At 62.8% G+C, this 20,836-nt stretch carries 18 protein-coding genes; 13 read left to right on the top strand and 5 right to left on the bottom strand.

Features of this window, described 5'->3' with window-relative positions; translation table 11 throughout:
• Positions 1-36: 36 nt before the first annotated feature.
• Complete coding sequence (locus tag EKH55_RS12125; protein ID WP_151611575.1) at positions 37-1,710, bottom strand: adenylate/guanylate cyclase domain-containing protein; 1,674 nt, start codon at positions 1,708-1,710, stop codon at positions 37-39.
• 178 nt (positions 1,711-1,888) lie between these two features.
• On the bottom strand, positions 1,889-2,788 hold the full coding sequence (locus EKH55_RS12120; protein WP_069458145.1) for a LysR family transcriptional regulator: 900 nt from the start codon (positions 2,786-2,788) through the stop codon (positions 1,889-1,891).
• 105 nt (positions 2,789-2,893) lie between these two features.
• Here EKH55_RS12120 and EKH55_RS12115 point away from each other — a divergent pair, with 105 nt between their 5' ends.
• Complete coding sequence (locus EKH55_RS12115) at positions 2,894-3,916, top strand: zinc-dependent alcohol dehydrogenase family protein (protein ID WP_192803716.1); 1,023 nt, start codon at positions 2,894-2,896, stop codon at positions 3,914-3,916.
• A 58-nt stretch (positions 3,917-3,974) separates the two neighbouring features.
• Here EKH55_RS12115 and preA read toward each other — a convergent pair whose 3' ends face one another.
• Positions 3,975-5,288, bottom strand: a complete 1,314-nt coding sequence (gene preA / locus EKH55_RS12110; protein WP_151611573.1) for an NAD-dependent dihydropyrimidine dehydrogenase subunit PreA — start codon at positions 5,286-5,288, stop codon at positions 3,975-3,977.
• A gap of 31 nt (positions 5,289-5,319) precedes the next feature.
• Positions 5,320-6,681 carry an NAD(P)-dependent oxidoreductase gene (locus tag EKH55_RS12105; protein ID WP_151611572.1) on the bottom strand — a complete coding sequence of 454 codons (1,362 nt, stop codon included), beginning with the start codon at positions 6,679-6,681 and terminating at the stop codon, positions 5,320-5,322.
• A gap of 197 nt (positions 6,682-6,878) precedes the next feature.
• Here EKH55_RS12105 and EKH55_RS12100 point away from each other — a divergent pair, with 197 nt between their 5' ends.
• The 9 genes from EKH55_RS12100 to EKH55_RS12060 all read left to right on the top strand — a co-directional run bounded on the left by EKH55_RS12100 (position 6,879) and on the right by EKH55_RS12060 (position 16,957).
• Entirely contained in the window at positions 6,879-7,832 is a 954-nt protein-coding gene (locus tag EKH55_RS12100; protein ID WP_069458141.1) for a sugar-binding transcriptional regulator, read from the top strand.
• 207 nt (positions 7,833-8,039) lie between these two features.
• A complete protein-coding gene (locus EKH55_RS12095; protein WP_151611571.1) occupies positions 8,040-9,350 on the top strand; it encodes an ABC transporter substrate-binding protein in 1,311 nt (436 codons plus the stop codon).
• A gap of 182 nt (positions 9,351-9,532) precedes the next feature.
• Positions 9,533-10,405 (top strand): carbohydrate ABC transporter permease, encoded by an 873-nt coding sequence (locus EKH55_RS12090; RefSeq protein ID WP_069458139.1) that lies wholly within the window; start codon positions 9,533-9,535, stop codon positions 10,403-10,405.
• 4 nt (positions 10,406-10,409) lie between these two features.
• Complete coding sequence (locus EKH55_RS12085; protein WP_069458138.1) at positions 10,410-11,240, top strand: carbohydrate ABC transporter permease; 831 nt, start codon at positions 10,410-10,412, stop codon at positions 11,238-11,240.
• A 10-nt stretch (positions 11,241-11,250) separates the two neighbouring features.
• Positions 11,251-12,252, top strand: a complete 1,002-nt coding sequence (locus tag EKH55_RS12080; protein ID WP_151611570.1) for an ABC transporter ATP-binding protein — start codon at positions 11,251-11,253, stop codon at positions 12,250-12,252.
• A complete protein-coding gene (locus tag EKH55_RS12075; protein ID WP_069458136.1) occupies positions 12,249-13,022 on the top strand; it encodes an L-iditol 2-dehydrogenase in 774 nt (257 codons plus the stop codon). The genes EKH55_RS12080 and EKH55_RS12075 overlap by 4 nt, the downstream gene beginning before the upstream one ends.
• Before the next feature lie 27 nt (positions 13,023-13,049).
• A complete protein-coding gene (locus EKH55_RS12070; RefSeq protein ID WP_069458135.1) occupies positions 13,050-14,534 on the top strand; it encodes a mannitol dehydrogenase family protein in 1,485 nt (494 codons plus the stop codon).
• 3 nt (positions 14,535-14,537) lie between these two features.
• Positions 14,538-15,206 (top strand): HAD family hydrolase, encoded by a 669-nt coding sequence (locus tag EKH55_RS12065; protein WP_151611569.1) that lies wholly within the window; start codon positions 14,538-14,540, stop codon positions 15,204-15,206.
• 167 nt (positions 15,207-15,373) lie between these two features.
• Positions 15,374-16,957, top strand: coding sequence for an FGGY-family carbohydrate kinase (locus EKH55_RS12060; protein ID WP_151611568.1), 1,584 nt, complete (start codon positions 15,374-15,376; stop codon positions 16,955-16,957).
• Positions 16,958-17,256: 299 nt separating this feature from the next.
• On the opposite strand, the gene EKH55_RS12055 is transcribed toward EKH55_RS12060, so the two are convergent.
• Complete coding sequence (locus EKH55_RS12055; protein ID WP_069458132.1) at positions 17,257-18,051, bottom strand: response regulator; 795 nt, start codon at positions 18,049-18,051, stop codon at positions 17,257-17,259.
• 183 nt (positions 18,052-18,234) lie between these two features.
• On the opposite strand from EKH55_RS12055, the gene EKH55_RS12050 reads away from it, so the two are divergent.
• From EKH55_RS12050 to EKH55_RS12040, 3 genes are all read left to right on the top strand, one after another.
• Positions 18,235-18,429, top strand: coding sequence for a NepR family anti-sigma factor (locus EKH55_RS12050; protein WP_069458214.1), 195 nt, complete (start codon positions 18,235-18,237; stop codon positions 18,427-18,429).
• A gap of 7 nt (positions 18,430-18,436) precedes the next feature.
• Positions 18,437-18,991: an RNA polymerase sigma factor gene (locus EKH55_RS12045; RefSeq protein WP_069458131.1), complete on the top strand. Its 555-nt coding sequence runs from the start codon at positions 18,437-18,439 to the stop codon at positions 18,989-18,991.
• A 296-nt stretch (positions 18,992-19,287) separates the two neighbouring features.
• Positions 19,288-20,790: a sensor histidine kinase gene (locus tag EKH55_RS12040; protein WP_069458130.1), complete on the top strand. Its 1,503-nt coding sequence runs from the start codon at positions 19,288-19,290 to the stop codon at positions 20,788-20,790.
• Positions 20,791-20,836 lie beyond the last annotated feature (46 nt).

Below are 20,836 nucleotides of genomic sequence, written 5' to 3'. Positions count from 1 at the left end.
CTGCCGCGAGAGGGTGAGGGGGCAACCGATGATGGCTCAATCCTCTGCCGGGAGCGCGTTTGATATTGCCCCGGCGTTTTCGAGGATCCAGATTTCGAGCCGTGCTTGGCGGCCGCGCAGGCCGATATCCAGACGGCGATTGCCCTCGAGGCTGACGCCGGCGCGGTTAACGAGCTCGACGGAGACGGCAAGCTCCGCGTCATGCTCCTTCGCCAGGCCCTCCAGCCGGCTTGCGGTGTTGATCGTGTCGCCGACTGCAGTCAGCGATGTCGCCTGGCCGTAACCCATCTCGCCGATGATCGCCCGCCCGGCATGCAGGCCGATTGCGAGCCGCAGCGGCTGCTGGAGTTCAGCTTCGAACGTCTGGTTAAGCGCCTCCACGCCTTCCGACAACCGCATGGCGGCGGTCAGCGATTGCAGGCAGGCGTCTTTGTAAGAGCTCTTCAATCCGAAAATCGCCAATGCGCCGTCACCGATGAATTTGTCGACAACGCCGCCCGACCCCTCGACCGCCTCGCCGATCATTGCGAAATAGCGGTTGAGCAGGAACACAGTGTCGTAGGGCAACCGGTGCTCGGCGATGCGGGTGAAATCGCGCAGGTCGCAGAAGAGCACGGCGACGCGCCGCTCGCGCCCGCCGCCGTTCTGGCGGGCAATCTGCGTCTTGATCCCGAGGCTGTCGGTATCGAGAATGGGCACGACCGTGACATTGTGGGTGGGCCGGAACTGGCAGGCCAGGCGGACATTGTCGGGGGCGCCGATCCGGCTGAGGGTCGCAAATTCCGCGGCCTCCGGCGCCGGGTGGCCCTCGAGGCCCTCAATGACGCGTACGCGGCAGGTCGAGCACCGGCCGCGGCCGCCGCAGACCGAGACATGGGGGAAACCGGCGGCGCGGCTCGCCTCGAGCACGCTGAAGCCGAGGCTGACCGCCGCCACGCGCCCATCCGGATAGCGAACGCGGATGCGGCCGCGCGCGGGCATGGCGCGCAGCGCCAGGGTGCCGCCGATCAGGCCGGCAAAGCCGGCATAGAAGGCGAGCCGGATGTTTTCGGCAAGGGCGGGATCGAGGCGCTGCCGCTCATTGACATAGGCCGTGTCGCCATAGGCGCCATGTTCGGCATAGTCGCGGACGAGGGAACGGGCGCCGTTGACGAAGCCAAGCAGCGCGAAGATGGGTACGAGCAGGGCAACGGTATAGAGCAGGATCTCGTATCGCGGAAACCAGTCTCGGCCGCGCGTCCAGAACCAGGCACCAAGACAAGCGTGGCTCCATACGAACAGCAGCGCGATCGTCTGGCGGGTTGTGCCGACCGAACTCGACCACTGTGCGCGCAGAATGCCGGGATAATCGGCACCGATCCCGGTCAGGAACGGCTCCACCCGTGTGGCGACCACATGGGGTATCAGCAAGAAGGGCAGGCTCAGGCCAAAGGCGATCTTCAGGGCCTCGCCGATGGGCATCCTGAGAGTCTGGCGGCGATAGAGACTGTCGAGGGCCATCACGAAGTGCAGGAGCAAGGCGCCGTAGAGCAGAACGGTTCCTGGTATGCTTTGCCAGAAGAATGTGAAGACACGCCGACCGGCTTCCATCGCACCGATGGAGATCAGGCCAAGCGAGTGATTGGTGAAATGCGAGAGCACGAAGATGCCGAGAACGGCACCGGAGATCAGGTGTGTCTTCTTGCGCGTGCTGGCGGAAATGATAGTCAAACAGTTTGCCCGGGTCTGCGGCGGCCGGCCGCTGCTGGTTTTTCCCCTTATCGACCAGATTGCGGGTGGCGACAACTTACGTTTTCTACACAATCTGTTTAGCGTTCGTGTTCGCGCGAAAATCCCCTCAATCTAAGGAATATGCTGAGATTCGAACGCCTAGGCGTGGCCAGCGCATCTATTCCATGATGCGCGGCAGACCCGCGGCGAGGGCGTCGATCGCCACCCGCAATTTCGGCAACAGCAGCCGCGTTCGCGGCCATACGGCATGCACCTTGAAAACGAGACCGGGCCGATCGCTCAGGACGCGGACGAGTTCACCGCGTTGCACGCGCTCGCGCACCAGCCAGCAGGGCAGCCAGGCAAGGCCGATGCCCTCGGCTGCCGCATCAGCGATCGCCGCGAGATCGTCGAGCCGCAACCGGGTCTTCGGCAAGATCGTCTCGGCGGTCCTGCCTTCGACAGGAAAGGACCATGGTCGCTGTTGGCCGCCGCGGCAGTAGACCACCGCATCGTGGGATGCGAGGTCTGCCACGGTATGCGGCGCACCGCGCGCCGCGAGATAGGCGGGAGAGGCACAGACTGTCATGCGCTGCTCGGCGACGGCACGCGTCATCAGCCCGGAATCGTTGCCCAATGAACCGTTGCGGATGGCAAGATCGAAGCCTTCGTCGAGAAGGTCGATGACGCGATCGCTGAAGGACAGATCGAGCTCGAGATGCGGGTGGCTGCGCAACAGGTCCCGAAAGAGCGGTGCCACGCATTGGCGGCCGAAGAGCACCGGCATGGAGATCCGCAATCGGCCACGGATTTCCTGTCTCCCGGATTCGAGAAGGGCTTCGGCGCTGCGGATTTCGCCGAGCGCTCTCTGGCAGCTCTCATAGAAGAGCTGGCCCTCCTCGGTCAGGCTCTGCGCCCGGGTGGTGCGATGGAAGAGGCGGACGCCGAACTTCTGCTCGAGCCGGGCGATCGTCTTGCCGACGGCTGAGCGTGAAAGGTTCAGCCGCTCCGCCGCAGCGGAGAAGCCGCCGGCCTCCGCCGCCTCGACAAACACCGGGATGCCGTTGAGATGTTCCATGCGATTGTGTCCGTTGAAGAACCAATGAGGGGAATTCTTATCGCAACTGGCGATCTCATTTCAACATTATGTTCGTCCCAGCACAACAACTGGAAAGGAACGAACATGTCGAAATGGATGCAGGAATGGAGCACCGAGGCTGTTGGCCCGCATAAGCTGAAGATCGCGGAGCGCAGGGTGCCCGAAATCGGCGAGTTTGATGTACTTGTTCGCACGACGGCGGTGTCGCTCAACTATCGCGACAAGCTGATACTGGAATCCGGCATGGGCCTGGCTCTCACTTTTCCCTTCGTTCCGGCCTCGGACATGAGCGGCGTCGTCGAAGCGGTCGGCAAGGGTGTGACTCGCTTCAAGGCCGGCGACCGCGTGATCTCGACCTTCGCGCCCGTTTGGCTCGACGGCCTGCGGCCCGGAAACGGCAGGACGCCTGCATATGACACGCTTGGTGGCGTCCATCCAGGCGTGATGTCGGAATATGTCGCCTTTCCGGAGGACTGGTTCGTCGCCGCGCCGAAAAGTCTCGATGCCGCTGAGGCGAGCACGCTGCCCTGCGCTGGCCTGACTGCCTGGTTCGCCCTGATCGAAAAGGGTCATCTGAAGCCCGGCGACCGTGTCGTCGTGCAGGGCACGGGCGGCGTCGCACTCTTTGGCCTGCAGATCGCCAAGGCTGTCGGCGCCGAAGTGATCGTCACATCGAGCAGCCGGGAAAAGCTCGAGAAGGCGCTTGCGCTTGGCGCCGACCACGGCATCAACCGCCTCAGCGAAGACTGGGTAGAGCGCGTCTATGCGCTCACCGGCGACCATGGCGCCGACCATATTCTTGAGATCGCCGGCGGCGCCGCTCTCGGCCAATCGCTGAAGGCGGTCGCCCCGGACGGGCGCATCTCGGTGATCGGAGTGCTCGAAGGCTTCGAGGTTTCCGGTCCCGTAGCACCGCTGCTTCTCAAGTCGCCGGTGCTGCAGGGCATCAGCGTCGGACATCGCCGGGCGCTGGAAGACTTGGTCGGCGCGGTCGATCGCTTGCGCCTGAAGCCGGTGATCGACAAGCGCTACAAGTTCACGGAGTTCAATGAGGCGCTCGCGCATCTCGACCGCGGGCCTTTCGGCAAGGTCGTGATCGAGTTCTGACGCCAGTGCAAATGCAGAAGGCCGCCGGCGCTCCCCGGCGGCTTTGTTGCTCCATCCCTTACTCGGCGGCCTGGCGGGCCATCGGGTTGTTGGGGTGGGTCGTCCAGTTGGCGTAGTTCGGATCGACCGGCTTGCCGGTGCGCCTGTCGAGAGTGCCGGCGGCGAGCGGCTCCATGGTGATGCAGTTCTCGACGGGACAGACGTTGACGCAGAGGTTGCAGCCGACGCACTCTTCCTCGATCACCTCGAAATGGCGCACGCCGTTGACGAACTGGGTGATCGCCTGGTGCGAGGTGTCCTCGCAGGCGATGTGACAGCGGCCGCACTTGATGCAGGCGTCCTGGTCGATCTTCGCCTTGGAGACGTAGTTGAGGTTGAGATACTGCCAGTCGGTGACATTCGGCACGGCGCGACCGCATATGTCGTCGAGCGATCTGTGGCCCTTGGCGTCCATCCACTCGGAGAGGCCCGAGATCATTTCCTGGACGATCTTGAAGCCGTAGGTCATCGCCGCCGTGCAGACCTGCACGTTGCCGGCGCCGAGCGCCAGGAACTCGGCAGCATCGCGCCAAGTGGTGATGCCGCCGATGCCGGAGATCGGCAGGCCGCGGGTCTCGGGGTCGCGCGCGATCTCGGCGACCATGTTGAGCGCGATCGGCTTGACCGCCGGTCCGCAATAGCCGCCATGGCTGCCGCGGCCGTCGATCGACGGTTCCGGCGAGAAGGTGTCGAGGTTGACCGAGGTGATCGAGTTGATCGTGTTGATCAGCGAGACCGCGTCGGTGCCGCCGACCTTGGCGGCGCGGGCGGGCTTGCGAACGTCGGTGATGTTCGGCGTCAGCTTGGTGATCACCGGCATGCGGGTATACTGCTTGCACCAGCGCACGACCATCTCGATATATTCCGGCACCTGGCCGACCGCGGAGCCCATGCCGCGCTCCGACATGCCGTGGGGACAGCCGAAATTGAGTTCGATGCCGTCGGCACCGGTTTCCTCGACGAGCGGCAGGATCGCCTTCCACGCCTCCTCGACGCAAGGCACCATGATCGATGCGATCAGCGCCCGGTCGGGCCAGTTCATCTTCACCTGCTTCATCTCGCGCAGGTTCACATAGAGGTCGCGGTCGGTGATGAGTTCGATATTGTTCAAGCCCAGAAGCCGCCTGTCCGCGCCCCAGATGGCACCGTAGCGCGGGCCGTTGACGTTGACGACCGGCGGTCCTTCCTCGCCAAGCGTCTTCCAGACGACGCCGCCCCAGCCGGCCTTGAAGGCCCGCTCGACATTGTAGGCCTTATCCGTCGGCGGCGCCGAGGCCAACCAGAACGGGTTCGGGGATTTGATCCCGACAAAATTGTTGCGAAGATCAGCCATTGTTCTCGTCCTCTCGATCCTGTTCCGCTTTTCAAGCAACGGCGCTCGCCAGCGGCGCTTCCGCGGCGAGAGCCCGGTTGATCGATTCGGCTGCGTCGCGTCCCATGGCGACGGCCGAGACGGTCAGGTCTTCGCCGCCGTGCACGCAGTCGCCGCCCGCCCATACTTTTGCCAGCGAGGTGCGGCCCTCCTGATCGACGGCAATGCGCCCGCCCTCCATCTGCAGCGCGCCGAGACCGGAGGCTTCGAAGGTCTGGCCGATCGCCTTGAAGATCTGGTCGGCGGCAATGATGCCGGTCTCCCCGGTCGGCGTCAGCTTGCCGTCTTCGAGGGTGGTGTATTCGAGCTCGATGCCGGCGACCTTGCCGTCCTTCGCGGCTATACGCTTTGGCTGCAGCCAGTGGCGAATGGTGACACCCTTGGAGGTGGCCAGATCCTGCTCGAATTCGGAGGCGTTCATGTGCTCCTTGCCGCGGCGGTAGCAGATCGTCACTTCTTCGGCCCCGAGCAGCTTTGCCTGTACGGCCGCGTCGATGGCGGTCATGCCGCCGCCGAGGACGACGACCCGCCGACCCACCGGAATGTCGGCCCTGGTATTCGATTGGCGTAGCGCCGCGATGAAATCCACGGCGTCCTCCACTCCATCGGCATTCTCGCCTTCGGTCCTGAGAGCGTTGACGCCCGCAAGGCCGAGACCCAGGAAAACGGCGTCATGCTGCTCGGCGAGGTCCGCGAGCGAGAAGTCGCGGCCGAGCGCCTGACCATGGCGTACCTCGATGCCGCCGACCGACAGCACGTAATCGACCTCCTTCTGGGCGAAATCGTCGACCGACTTGTAAGCGGCAATCCCATATTCGTTGAGACCGCCGGACTTTTCACGCGCGTCATAGATCACCACGTCATGACCGTTGACGGCGAGGCGATGGGCGCAGGCAAGGCCGGCAGGCCCTGCGCCGACAACCGCAACCCTGCGGCCGGAAGACGCCGCCCGCGCATAATACTGCTTGTTCTCCTTCATCGCGATGTCGGTCGCATAGCGCTGCAGTCGCCCGATCTCGACCGGCCGCTCCTCGGCGGTGTTGCGCACGCAGGCCTGTTCGCAGAGCGTCTCGGTGGGACAGACGCGGGCGCACATGCCGCCCAGGATGTTCTGGTCGAAGATGGTCTTGGCGGAGCCGATCGGGTTGCCTGTCGCGATTTGTCGGATAAACAGCGGAATGTCGATGGAGGTGGGACAGGCCGTCATGCAGGGCGCGTCGTGGCAGAAGTAACAGCGGTCCGCGGCCACGAGCGCTTCGTGTCTGTCGAGCGGCGGATGTAGGTCGGAAAAGTTCTTTTCGTACTCCGCGAGCGGCAGGCGCCCGCCGAGAATCCCAGATTGTGTCGTTCCCATTTTTGGCTCCCAATGTCTTCTCAGGATGGGTAACGGTATCACGCTTTATTTTTTTATCAAACGGTAAAATTTTGGACGCGCCTTCCGCGAATCCGGAGAGTTTGCGGTCTTTTTTCCTCGAGGCCCGGTCGATTTACGCCCTGGTTTGACAGGGCATGCCAAATAGTGGCAGCAAATCAAAAGGAAGGAGGCGAACCATGGCGCGCAAGCCGGAGAACAACAACAGGCTGGACGATGCTGCCCGTGCCGGATGGCTCTATTATGTTGCCGGTCGCACGCAGGACGAGATTGCGTCGATCATGGGCATTTCGCGCCAGTCGGCGCAGCGCCTCGTGTCGCTTGCCATGGCCGAGCGGCTTGTCAAGGTGCGGCTCGACCATCCGATCGCCGCCTGCCTGGAAGCGGCCGCCCGGCTCAAGGACAGATACGAGCTGAAATATGCGGACGTGGTGCCGAGCGACCCGGGCTCGGCGTCGACGACGGTCGGCATCGCCGAGGCCGGGGCGACGGAAATCGAGCGCTGGCTGAAATCCGCCGAGCCGGTGGTGCTCGCGGTCGGCACGGGTAGGACGCTGAAGGCGACGATCGACCAGTTGCCGCCGATGGACTGTCCGCAGCACCGCATCGTCTCGCTCACCGGCAATATTCGGCTCGATGGTTCGGCTGCCTATTACAACGTGATCTTCAGCATGGCGGACGTGATCAATGCGCGCCATTTCCCCATGCCGCTGCCGGTTCTCGTCTCGTCGCCGGAAGAGCGCGAAGTGCTGCACAAGCAAAGCCTGGTGAAGATGGCGCTGGAACTCGGCGCCCGCGCCGATGCCGTTTTCGTCGGCGTCGGCGAACTCGGCGCCGAGGCACCGCTCTGCGAGGACGGCTTCCTCGCCCGGGAGGAAATGGCGGGATTGATGGCGGCGGGGGCCGTCGGCGAGATCTGTGGATGGATGTTCGACCATGACGGCGCCTTGCTCACGGGCAGCATCAACGAGCGCGTCGCCTCGATTCCGCTGCCGCCGCGCGACCGCGCCGCGGTGATCGGCATCGCCAAGGGAACACGCAAGTACGAGGCCCTGCGGGCTGCCTTGAGGGGTGGAATCATCAACGGTCTCATCACCGATGAAGACACGGCCGAATATCTGCTCAAGGCCTGAAAACGCCCAAGTCGGAACTTGGCCAGGCCGCCGCGGTTGCGGATCGGCCGCTCCCGAACGGAACTTCTCCAAGAACACTACAGCGAAAACAGCCATTTAGCGCTTCATTCTGCACTGCAGCATGGAATCCGCATTGACATTTTTTCCCGAAAAGTGAGTAATTGCTCACGAGCAAGGCAAATGCTCAGTTCTTCTGGGAGGAAATCGATGAATTTGAGAACATTCCTGCTGGGCACGTGCTCGGCGGTCGTTATGGCGGGTTTGGCCCAGGCCGAGACCCTGACTATTGCGACGGTGAACAATGGCGACATGATTCGGATGCAGAAGCTGGCAGACGATTTCACGTCGAAAAATCCGGACATCGATCTCGAGTGGGTGACGCTCGAGGAGAACGTGCTGCGTCAGCGCGTTACCACGGACATCGCGACGAAGGGCGGTCAGTACGACGTCATGACGATCGGGACCTATGAAGTGCCGATCTGGGCCAAGCAGGACTGGCTTCTGCCGCTCGACAATCTCGGCTCCGACTATGATGTCGACGACGTTTTGCCGGCGATCCGCAGCGGCCTGACGGTCGACGGCAAGCTCTACGCCGCACCGTTCTACGGCGAGAGCTCGATGGTCATGTACCGCAAGGACCTGTTCGAGAAGGCGGGGCTCACCATGCCCGATGCGCCGACCTGGGAGTTCATCGCCGATGCGGCCCGAAAGATCACCGACAAGGGCAATGAGATCTACGGCATCTGCCTGCGTGGCAAGGCCGGCTGGGGCGAGAACATGGCTTTCCTCACGGCCACCGCCAATTCCTTCGGCGCGCGCTGGTTCGACGAGAACTGGCAGCCGCAGTTCGATCAGCCGGAATGGAAGAACGCTCTCGACTTCTACGTCAAGCTGATGAACGATGCCGGCCCGCCCGGCGCCTCGTCCAACGGCTTCAACGAAAGTCTGTCGCTGTTCCAGACGGGGAAATGTGGCATGTGGATCGACGCGACCGTCGCCGCCTCCTTCGTGACCAATCCCGACGAGTCCACGGTTGCCGACAAGGTGGGCTTTGCACTGGCCCCGGATACCGGGCTCGGCAAGCGCGGCAACTGGCTGTGGGCCTGGAGCCTTGCCATTCCGGCAGGTTCGCAGAAGGCGGACGCCGCCCAGAAGTTCATCGCCTGGGCGACCGGCAAGGACTACCTGAAACTCGTGGCGGAGAAGGAAGGCTGGGCCAACGTCCCTCCGGGTACCCGCAAGTCTCTGTATGAGAATCCGGAATACCAGAAGGCTGCGCCATTTGCGGCTATGACGCTGGAATCCATCAATTCGGCGGATCCGAAAAACCCGACAGTGAAGCCCGTGCCCTATGTCGGCGTTCAATTCGTGGCCATCCCGGAATTCCAGGGCATCGGCACGGCAGTCGGCCAGCAGTTCTCCGCAGCCCTCGCCGGGCAGGTCAGCGTCGACCAGGCGCTTGCCAATGCGCAGCAACTGACGACGCGCGAAATGACTCGCGCCGGCTACATCAAGTAAGCTCCCAAGGGTCGGGGTGCTGGCCGGAACCGGCCGGCGCCCCGGCAAACTCCGGAGCGGAACGAGGAAAAGGCGAACCTTCCCGATCCGCGTTCCGCTCTGCCTTTTCAAAACGGCGACAGGCGCGTTCCACATGCGACCCGCATGCTCCGCAACAGCGCCGACACCTCATGGGGAATGCGATGGCGACCTTGCACACCCGCTCTGCCGCGCGGCTGATGATCGCACCTTCGGTGCTCCTGCTTCTGGCCTGGATGATCATTCCGCTGTCGATGACGATCTATTTCTCGCTGCTCCGCTACAATCTGCTGATGCCGGGAATGGAGGAGTTTGCGGGCCTTTCCAACTATACCTACTTCCTCACGGATCCCGCCTTTTTCCAGGCAATCTTCAACACGCTCGCCATCGTCCTCGGCGTGCTGTTCATTACTGTCGCCGGAGGCATCGCGCTCGCGCTTTTGCTCGACCAGCCGATGTTCGGGCAGGGCATCGTGCGCATCCTGGTCATCGCCCCCTTCTTGATCATGCCGACCGTTGCGGCGCTCGTCTGGAAGAACATGTTCATGAATCCGGTGAACGGGCTTTTTGCCTGGCTCGCCAAGCTCGTCGGCCTGCAGCCCTTCGACTTCCTCGCCAATGCGCCGCTTTTCTCCATTATCCTCATCGTCGCCTGGCAATGGCTGCCGTTTGCGACGCTCATCCTCCTGACGGCGCTGCAGTCGCTCGACGAGGAGCAGAAGGAGGCAGCCCAAATGGACGGCGCCGGCGCCTGGAGCCGCTTCATCTATCTCGTGCTGCCGCACCTTTCGCGCGCGATCACCGTGGTGATCCTGATCCAGACGATCTTTCTCTTGTCCGTTTTTGCGGAGATCCTCGTCACCACCAATGGCGGCCCCGGCACGCAGAGCACCAATCTCACCTTCCTGGTCTACGCGCAGGCGTTGCTGCAGTTCGATGTCGGTGGTGCATCCGCCGGCGGCATCATCGCCGTCATCCTCGCGAATATCGTCGCAATCTTCCTGATGCGCATGATCGGCAAGACGCTGGAGGCTTGATCAAATGGCACGCAATGTTTCGACCCGGCGCAAGCTGCTGACGACCGCCGCGGCCTGGACCATCGGCATCCTCATCTTCTTCCCGATCCTCTGGACGTTCCTCACGAGTTTCAAGACGGAAGCCCAGGCGATCGCCTCGCCGCCCGCCTTTCTGTTCTTCGATTGGACGGTGGAAAACTATTTCGAGGTGCAGAGCCGGTCCGACTACTTCAAGCACTTCATGAATTCGGTCGTCATTTCCTTCGGATCGACGCTGCTCGGCCTGGTGATTGCCGTTCCGTCCGCTTGGGCGATGGCCTTTGCGCCGACGAAACGCACGAAGGACGTGCTGATGTGGATGCTCTCCACCAAGATGATGCCGCCGGTCGGCGTGCTGGTGCCGCTCTATCTCATGTTCCGCAATACGGGGTTGCTTGATACCCGCGTCGGTCTGGTCCTGGTGCTGATGCTGATCAACCTGCCGATCATCATCTGGATGCTCTACACCTATTTCAAGGAAATCCCCGGCGAGATCCTCGAGGCGGCGCGTATGGACGGCGCATCGCTTGCCAAGGAGATTATCTATGTCCTGACGCCGATGGCGATCCCCGGCATCGCCTCGACCTTCCTGCTCAACATCATTCTCGCCTGGAACGAGGCGTTTTGGACGCTCAATCTCAGCGCGGCACGTGCCGCGCCGCTGACCGCCTTCATCGCCTCCTATTCGAGCCCCGAGGGCCTCTTCTACGCGAAGCTGTCGGCGGCCTCGACGATGGCGATCGCCCCCATCCTCATCCTCGGCTGGTTCTCGCAGAAGCAACTGGTGCGGGGCCTCACCTTCGGCGCGGTCAAATAAGGAAACGACAATGGGAAGCATTACACTGAAGAACGTTTCGAAGGTCTTCGGCGCCCACGCCGTGATCCCGTCGATCGATCTGGATATCAATGACGGCGAGTTCGTCGTCTTCGTCGGCCCCTCCGGTTGCGGCAAGTCCACGCTTCTGAGGCTGATTGCCGGGCTGGAAGACGTCAGCGGCGGCGAAGTCGTCATCGATGGCAAGAACGCGACCGAGCTGCCGCCGGCCAAACGCGGTTTGTCGATGGTGTTCCAGTCCTATGCGCTCTACCCGCATATGAGCGTGCGCGGCAACATCGCCTTCCCGCTGAAGATGGCGGGCGAGGACAAGTCGGTGATCGACAGGAAGGTTCAGGATGCGGCACGTGTCCTGAACCTGACCGACTATCTCGAGCGCAAGCCCCGCCAGCTTTCCGGCGGTCAGCGCCAGCGCGTTGCAATCGGACGGGCGATCGTCCGCCAGCCGGACGCCTTCCTCTTCGACGAACCGCTGTCGAACCTCGACGCGGCACTGCGGGTCAATATGCGGCTCGAGATCAGCCAGCTCCACCAGCAGCTGAAGACGACGATGATCTATGTCACCCATGACCAGGTCGAAGCGATGACGATGGCCGACAAGATCGTCGTGCTCAATCGCGGCCGTGTCGAGCAGGTGGGCTCGCCGCTGGAGCTCTATCACCGGCCGGACAATCTCTTCGTCGCGGGGTTTATCGGCTCGCCGAAGATGAACTTCGTCTCGGGAGCGCCGGCTGCGGCCTACCAGGCCCACACGATCGGCATCCGCCCCGAACATCTCGTGCTCTCGAAGGACCACGGGACATGGCGCGGCACCGTCGGCGTCGCCGAACATCTCGGCTCCGACACCTTCCTGCATGTGAAAGCCGACGGCATCGACACGATGACGGCGCGCGTCAGCGGCGACTTCCCCGTGACTCATGGCGATCAGGTGTTCCTGACGCCGGATACCCAGCGCGTGCACAGGTTCGACGAGAAGGGAATGGCAATCCGATGAAACGTCTCGACGGCAAGAATGCGCTCATCACCGGCTCGGCGCGGGGCATCGGCCGCTCGTTCGCGGAAGCCTATATACGCGAGGGCGCGACGGTCGCGATCGCCGACATCGATATGGAACGTGCGAGGGAGACCGCCGCGGAAATCGGGTCGGCGGCCTACGCAGTCGAAATGGACGTCACCCGACAGGGGTCGATCGATGCGGCTATCGCCGCGACCGTGCAGCAGGCCGGCGGGCTCGACATCCTCGTGAACAACGCCGCTCTCTTCGACCTCGCTCCAATCGTCGAGATCACGCGCGAAAGCTATGAGAGACTGTTTTCGATCAACGTCGCGGGCACGCTCTTTACACTGCAGGCGGCGGCAAGACAGATGATCGCGCAGGGGCGGGGCGGCAAGATCATCAACATGGCGAGCCAGGCCGGCCGGCGCGGCGAAGCGTTGGTCGCTGTCTACTGTGCCACCAAGGCGGCCGTCATCAGCCTCACCCAGTCCGCAGGCCTCGATCTCATCAAGCATCGGATCAATGTGAACGCGATCGCCCCCGGCGTGGTCGAGGGCGAGCACTGGGACGGGGTCGATGCGCTGTTTGCCAAATATGAGAACCGGCCTCTCGGTGAGAAGAAGCGGCTCGTCGGTGAGGCCGTGCCTTATGGCCGCATGGGCACTGCCGAGGATTTGAGCGGAATGGCGATCTTCCTCGCTTCATCGGAAAGCGACTATGTCGTGGCCCAAACCTATAACGTCGACGGCGGCAACTGGATGAGCTGAGGCCGGGTTCTCGAAAGGAACGACAGGATGACGACCAAACTCTCGCTTGCCACGCTCGACGCGATCAAGGCCAAAGCCGGCGTGCCTGGGTATGGCCGGCATGATCTCAGGGCCGGAATCTTGCATTTCGGCGTAGGCAATTTCCATCGCGCTCACCAGGCCGTCTACCTCGACGATCTCTTCAATCTGGGGCGCGACCGCGATTGGGCGATCATCGGGGCGGGCGTCTTGCCCTCGGACGAGATCATCCGCGCCAAGCTCGAAGCGCAGGATTTCCTGACGACCGTCGTCGAGCAGGACAACAACCGCACGGCGGCTCGGGTGACCGGCGCGATGATCGCCTATCTGAAGCCCGGCGATACGCCGGCCATCGTCGCCCAACTGGCAAGCCCCTTCATCCATATCGTGTCGCTGACGATCACCGAGGGGGGCTATTTCATCGATCCGGCGTCCGGGGTCTTCAATCCTGAGCATCCGGCGATGGTCGAGGATGCACGCAATCCGTCGTCACCGAAGACTGTCTTCGGTCTCATTCTGGCGGGCCTTGCCGAGCGGCGGGCAAAGGGAATGCCGCCGTTCACCATCATGTCCTGCGACAATATCCCGGGCAATGGCGAGGTGACGCATGCCGCCGTTTCCGGTCTCGCGCGCCTCTCCGACCCGGGCTTCGCCGACTGGATCGACGCGAATGTCGCCTTTCCGAACGGCATGGTAGACCGTATTACGCCGGCGACCGGCGCTCGCGAGATCGGCATCGTCGCATCGGATTACGGTATCGACGATGCCTGGCCGGTCTTCTGCGAGGAGTTCAAACAGTGGGTGCTCGAAGATAACTTTCCCCAGGGCCGTCCGGCGCTGGAAGAGGTCGGTGTGCAATTCGTTTCCGACGTGGCGCCCTACGAGCATATGAAGATCCGCATCCTCAATGGCGGTCATGCGGCGATCGCCTATCCGGCGGCATTGCTCGACATTCATTTCGTTCACGAGGCCATGGAGGAGCCGCTGATCCGCGGCTTCCTGGCAAAGCTCGAGCATGAGGAGATCATCCCGGTGATCCCACCGGTTCCGGACACGGACCTGAAGGACTACTACAGACTCATCGAGAAGCGGTTCTCAAACCCGAAGATCGGCGATACGATTGCCCGCCTGGCTCAGGACGGCTCCAACCGCCAGCCGAAATTCATCCTGCCATCGACAGCCGACCGGCTGAGCCGCGGCGAGGATGTGGTCGGGCTGTCGCTGGTCTCCGCGCTCTGGTGCCACTATTTCGCAGGCAAATCCGAGAGCGGCAAGGACATCGTCTTCAACGACGCAAACGCCGACCGGCTGCATGCCGCAGCGCTCGCGGCAAAGGACGAGCCTGCGGCGTTCCTCGCCCTTTCCGACATATTCGGCGAAGTCGCGCAGTCCGATCTCTTCCGCCGCCGCTTCGCACATGCCTTGAAAACACTCTCGGAAAAGGGTACCCGCGCCACACTCCAGCTCTATCTGGATGGCGAACTTAGGGAATAGGCAATGGCGGTGCACGCGTCCGGACTGGTCATTTTCGACTGTGACGGCGTGCTTGTGGACAGCGAGCCGATCTCGCTCGCTGTCCTGGTCGAGTCGCTCCAGGCCGCGGGAGTTTCCATGACGATCGAAGAGGCGAGCGAACGCTTCCTCGGACGCAGCCTCAAGAGCATGTCGGCGATCCTGCACGCGGAGTACGGGCTTGCAGCGGACGACGTCTTCCTCGAAGGAATGCGGATGCGGCTTTACGCCCGCTTTCGTCAGGAACTGAAACCGATCCGCGGCGTCCGCGAAGCCGCTGCGCAGCTCGGCGGCGCATGCTGCGTCGCCTCGTCGAGCCAACCGGAACGCATCCGCCTTTCACTGACGGTGACCGGGCTCATCGATCTCTTCGAGCCGCATATTTTCAGTGCGAGCATGGTGACACACGGCAAGCCGGCTCCCGACCTCTTCCTGCATGCGAGCGCCGAGATGAGTTACAGGTCGGCCGACTGCATCGTCATCGAGGACAGCCCAGCCGGAATTGAGGCGGCAAAGGCCGCGGGAATGCGCGTCTTCGCCTTTGCGGGCGCCAGCCACGCGCGCAACGAGCGACACCGGCGGGCGCTCGCCAGTCTCGATCCCGATGTGTTGTTTGACGACATGGGCGAATTGATACAGTTTGTCCGACAATGATCGGAACGAACCGAACGCCTACACCAACTGCATGTGCCGTTAAATCGACCTCGATTAACACACATGCGGTCACTGAAAGTGCTACAGCGATCTTTGCGCGTCCGATAAGACGCGCGGCGCTGTAGAGACCGGCGGCACTTGCATATCTCGGGACGGGGAATCCATCGATGCGGGAATACGTCGTTGCGGTCGATATCGGAACCAGCAGCGCCCGTGCCGGCCTATTCGACCGGAGGGGAAAGCTTCTGGCGCGCTCCGACCGGCCAATCGCCATGAACCAGCCGGCGGAGAACCACGCCGAGCATGATTCCGAAGACATCTGGGCGGCCGCGTGCGCGGCGGTGCGTTCGGCCCGTGAGGAAGCGGGTGTCAGCGCCGAAAGCGTCGCGGCGATCGGTTTCGACGCGACCTGTTCGCTGGTGGTGCGCGATCGCGAGGGCGCGCCGCTGTCGGTCAATCGCGAAGGCGAGGGGCGCTGGGACACCATCGTCTGGCTCGACCACCGGGCCTTGGACGAGGCCGATCTTTGCACCGCCACCAAGCATCCGGTGCTCGATCATTCCGGCGGCGTCCTTTCGCCGGAGATGGAAATGCCGAAGCTGATGTGGCTGAAGCGTAACCTGCCGCGGCAGTGGGCGAAGGCGGGCTATTTCTTTGACCTGGCCGATTTCATGTCCTGGCGGGCGAGCGGAAGCACCGCTCGCTCGCGTTGCACGCTGACGGCGAAATGGAACTATCTTGCGCATCGGAAACGCGGCTGGCAGCAGGACTATCTCGAGCGGATCGGCCTTGCCGACCTGCTCGAGCGCGGTGGACTGCCGGAAGAGACATTGCCGGTCGGAGGCGCCGTCGGAAAGCTGACGGCGAGCGCGGCGGCGGCGCTTGGACTCGACACCGAATGCCGGGTGGCGCCGGGGCTGATCGATGCCTATGCCGGCGCCCTCGGCGTGCTCGGAGGCTTTGCCGGCGATCCGGCAAAACTCGAAAGGCAGCTGGCGCTGATCGCCGGCACGTCGAGCTGCATCGTTGCCTTCTCCAAGGAAATGAAGCCCGGCTTCGGCATGTGGGGACCCTATTTCGAGGCAGTGCTGCCGGGCTTCTGGCTGATTGAGGGCGGGCAGTCGGCAACGGGAGCGCTGCTCGACCATGTTGTTCGCCTGCATGGTGGCGGGCGCCAGCCTTCGCCCGACACGCACAGCAGCATCATCGAGCGCGTGCAGCAATTGCGCGAGCTGCACGGCGCCGATTTCGCCGATCGTCTCCATGTGCTGCCGGATTTTCACGGCAACCGCTCCCCGCTGGCCAACCCGCACGCGCTCGGCGTCATCAGCGGGCTGGCGCTCGATTCGTCCTTCGACGCGCTGTGCCGTCTCTATTGGCGGACCTGCGTCGCGATCGCACTCGGGATCCGCCACATCCTCGAAATGATGAAAAAGGCCGGTTACGATCTCGACACGCTGCACGTCACCGGCGGCCATGTACGCAACCCGCTGTTGATGGAACTCTATTGCGACGTCACCGGATGCCGGGTAGTCGCGCCGGAAACGCCTGACGCCGTGCTGCTCGGCACGGCGATGGCGGCAGCCGTCGCGGGGGAGCTCTATACGGACTTGCCTGCCGCGGGGGGCGCCATGGCCTCGGCGGGCAAGGAGCGGCTTCCGGATTCGACGCTGCGCAGCTTCTACGACCGGGACTATAGGCGCCTTCTTGCCCTCCACCGCCATCGCGCCGAACTGGAAGCGATCCGCTAGCCGCACGCGCGGCTCAAAGATTTTCTGCCCCGGCGGAACCTTTTTTTTCTTGGCGCGTTTTTGGCCATAGCCGAGCGGTGACGCACATGGCCCCCAATGTGACGTCGGAGGCATACCGCCGGTTGCCAACTCACGATCCCCCTCAGTGAGTTGCATTAGCTCAGCCAGTGCCTTCCCTCGGCACTGGCTGTTTTGCATGTGGAGACCTGACGATTTCTGGCCCCCTGGGAGGCCGCTGTAGCGCGATGCGGCGACAGGCCATTCCCGCGATGCGCAGGAATGACGGGTATGGGTGCGGATCAGGCCGCAGCTTTCGTCGATTCGTTGAAGAACAGTGCCTGGCTGATCAGCGCCTTGACCATTTCCGGATTGAAGGGCTTGGTAACCAGGAAGGTTGGCTCGGGTCTCTCGCCGGTCAGCAGTCGTTCCGGGAAAGCGGTGATGAAGATCACCGGGACGGCGTTCGTCTTCAGGATCTCGTTGACGGCATCGATGCCCGAGCTGCCATCGGCAAGCTGGATATCGGCGAGCACCATGCTGGGTTTCGTCGAATGGAAGAGGGCGACAGCCTCGTCCCTGGTCCTTGCGATTCCGGTGACACGGTGACCGAGGCTTTCCATCATCTGCTCGATATCGATCGCGATCAGCGGCTCGTCCTCGATGATCATGATATCGGTCGCAACCTGGCGGGATATTTCCGCCGAGGCGCGTTCCAGCAGAGAGGCGAGCTTTTCGGCGCCGATATCGAGCACCTCCGCGGCCTCGCGCGCGTTGAAACCTTCGACCGAAACGAGCAGGAAGGCCTGGCGTGCGAGCGGGGTGACGGCGGCGAGATTGACGGATGCCTGCTGTTCCCAGGCAAACGGCGATGCCGGTTCCGGGACCAGCATCGAGGACGAGCCGAACAAGGACGTGAAGAGGCGAAACAGCCCTACCTTGTCATTGCTCGAGTCGGGGAAAATCGCCTGGTCCGCGATCAGCGCCTCGAGAACGGCTGCGACATAGGCGTCGCCCGAGGTCTGAGATCCGGTGAGAGCGCGGGAATAGCGACGCAGATAGGGAAGAAACGGAGCGATGCGGGTGGACAGTGTCATGCAGGACTCCCTCGATCCATTCATTATTCATTTTTGATTTGTTCCGCTGCGGAAACGTGCCGTCGAAAAAAAGGTTCCGTACGGGAACATTTCAAATTTTTGTGGCGTTAATGAGCAGGCATTTTTCTCCGCGGCGACATGCGCGGGCAAGAATGCGCGTTCAAACAAGGGCGACCGTTAAAAATGAGATATACTTCAGGGGCAGGGAGGCCGATGGGGGCGAACCCTAAAAGCGACGATCCGAACGCGCAGATCGCGACGAAGCTGAAGGCGCTCTACCAGTCCGTGCAGGAGGAGGCGATACCGGCGCGCTTTCTCGAGCTTTTGGAGAGGCTGGAAGCTGCCGAGCAAAGAACCGTGCGGCAAGGCAAGGAGTAGGCGCCGGATGCCATCCGAAAACCAAGAGTTCAAGCGCGAGATGCTTGCTGCCCTGCCGAGCTTGCGGGCTTTCGCCATGTCTTTGATCGGACGCCACGACCGGGCCGACGATCTGGTGCAGGACACGATCATGAAGGCGTGGGCCAAGCAGGACCATTTCCAGATCGGCACCAACATGAAGGCGTGGCTCTTCACGATCCTGCGCAACGAGCTCTACAGCCAGATGCGCAAGCGTGGGCGCGAGGTTCAGGACAGCGACGGCCATTTGACCGAGACGCTGGCACATCATCCGGAACAATATGGCTCCCTCGACCTGCAGGATTTCCGCAGGGCGCTCGACCAATTGCCGCCGGATCAACGGGAAGCGATCATCCTTGTCGGGGCTTCCGGGTTTTCCTACGAGGAGGCAGCGACGATCTGCGGCTGCGCGCTCGGCACCATCAAGAGCCGCGTCAACCGCGCCCGCCAGCGCCTTCAGGAGATCCTTCAGGTTCAGGGTGAAAACGACTACGGGCCGGATGAGACTTCGGCTCCCATAACGTCCCGTGCCTTCGTTTCGTGACAGCCACGCGCTTTGCCGGTTCGCTCTCGGCAGCATGGTCGAGGCAAAGCTTGCCGCCGTGGACGGGAACCTGCAATCTCTTGTCCTCACGGAATATTGAATTCGAAGAGCAGGCGCTGTGATTTCAGTCGATACACCCTACTGCATGTCTCGTTAAATCAATCTCGGTTCAAAGACATGCAGCAACTCAAAATGCTGCAGCGACCTTTGCAGGTCTGTTAAGATCCGCGGCGCTGCAGTCATTTTCGCGATGGCGCCTCGCCCTGCTGGAGGAGGCCTATGGGAGCTCGGATCGAGTGCATGAGGTAACAGCGATGCTTCCGACGCTTGCTCGAGTGCTCGGCTCGCAGGATCGACTCGGCGCGTTATATGCCGCCGTGCCGGACATGGCCCAGCCGGACGGTGACTTCGACGCGCTGGCGAGGCTGGCGTCCGGCATCTTCGAGGCACCGATCGCTCACGTCACGCTCATTGGTCAGGATTGGCAATGGTCCAAAGCCGCCGTCGGAACGCCGGACACGCGTGTGCGCGTGGAGGAATCGTTCTGTGTGCACACGATTGCGCAGGAAACACGCGAGGTTTTCCTCGTGCTCGATGCCTCGAAGCATGCGGTTTTCCGCCACTGGCGCAGGGTCGCCGAGGCGCCCTCCCTGCGGTTCTATGCCGGCGTTCCAATCATGCTCGAGGGGCAGGCCGTCGGGACCGTGTGCGTCCTCGACGTCGTCCCGCACAACGGCGTCTCGGCAAAACAGGTCGAGGAGTTGCGGCGGATTGCCGAAGTCGCGGCGACGTTGTTGAAGGTCAAGGACAAGGCGCATCGGCATTCGCTCAATGAAGCGGCGCTTCTGCGTCAGGAGCAGCGTCTCGCCATGGCGCTCGAAGCCGCGAATGTCGGCAGCTGGCTCTGGGATATTCGTGCGGGGACGGTCGCGGGCGATGGTGCCATGACGCGCATGTTCGGGCTGCCGTCGGAGCGGTCGCTGAGCGCCAAGGTGGTCTTTTCCGCCATACATCCGGATGACCGTGCCGCAACCTTCTCGAAGCTTCGCGCGGCAATGGCCGCAGACGAGGAATATGACGGCATGTTTCGGATCCGGGCAAACGAGCGCTGGCTGCTCGGCCGCGGCCGCGTGCACGACCGCGACTACAAGGGCGCACCGCTCACCTTTCTAGGCATGACGATCGATGTCTCCGAGCAGCAGGTGGCCGTCCAGCGGACCAGGCTTCTGCTCAAGGAATTGAACCATCGGGTCAAGAATACGCTTGCGATGCTGCAATCGCTGGCGCGTCAGACACTGCGCCAGACCAGCGACCCGGCCGAATTCATGATGGCCTTTGCCGGCAGGCTGCAGGCGATCTCCGAAGCGCATGGGCTTCTGTCGGATCATGAATGGGGCACGATCCGACTTTCTGAGCTGATCTCGAAGCAGTTGCGGCCCTATGTCAGCGACTATGCGGAACAGGTCGAACTGCACAAGGACGAGATCCTCCTCGGACCGGACCAGGCCGTGGGGCTCGGTCTTGTGCTGCACGAGTTGGCGACCAATGCGGTGAAGTACGGTTCGCTCTCGGCACCGAAGGGCAAAATCGTGCTCACCGCGCGCAGCGTCGTCGAGGAGGATAGTGCCGTTCTGCACCTGACCTGGACCGAGGTCGGCGGGCCGCCTGTCCGGGAGCCGCGGCGGCGCGGCTTCGGCTCGCTCCTGATCGAGCGCAGCCTGGACAAGATCATCGGCAGCTCGGTGAAGGTCGAATACATGTCGGCCGGCGTCACGGCGCTGATACATCTGCCGCTTTGACGATGTTTCTTAGGCCTGTCGACCTACACTCCGCGCGTCTTTCAGG

This window comes from Sinorhizobium alkalisoli, assembly GCF_008932245.1.
Lineage (GTDB): Bacteria > Pseudomonadota > Alphaproteobacteria > Rhizobiales > Rhizobiaceae > Sinorhizobium > Sinorhizobium alkalisoli.
This window is presented reverse-complemented; position numbering and strand designations above follow the sequence as displayed.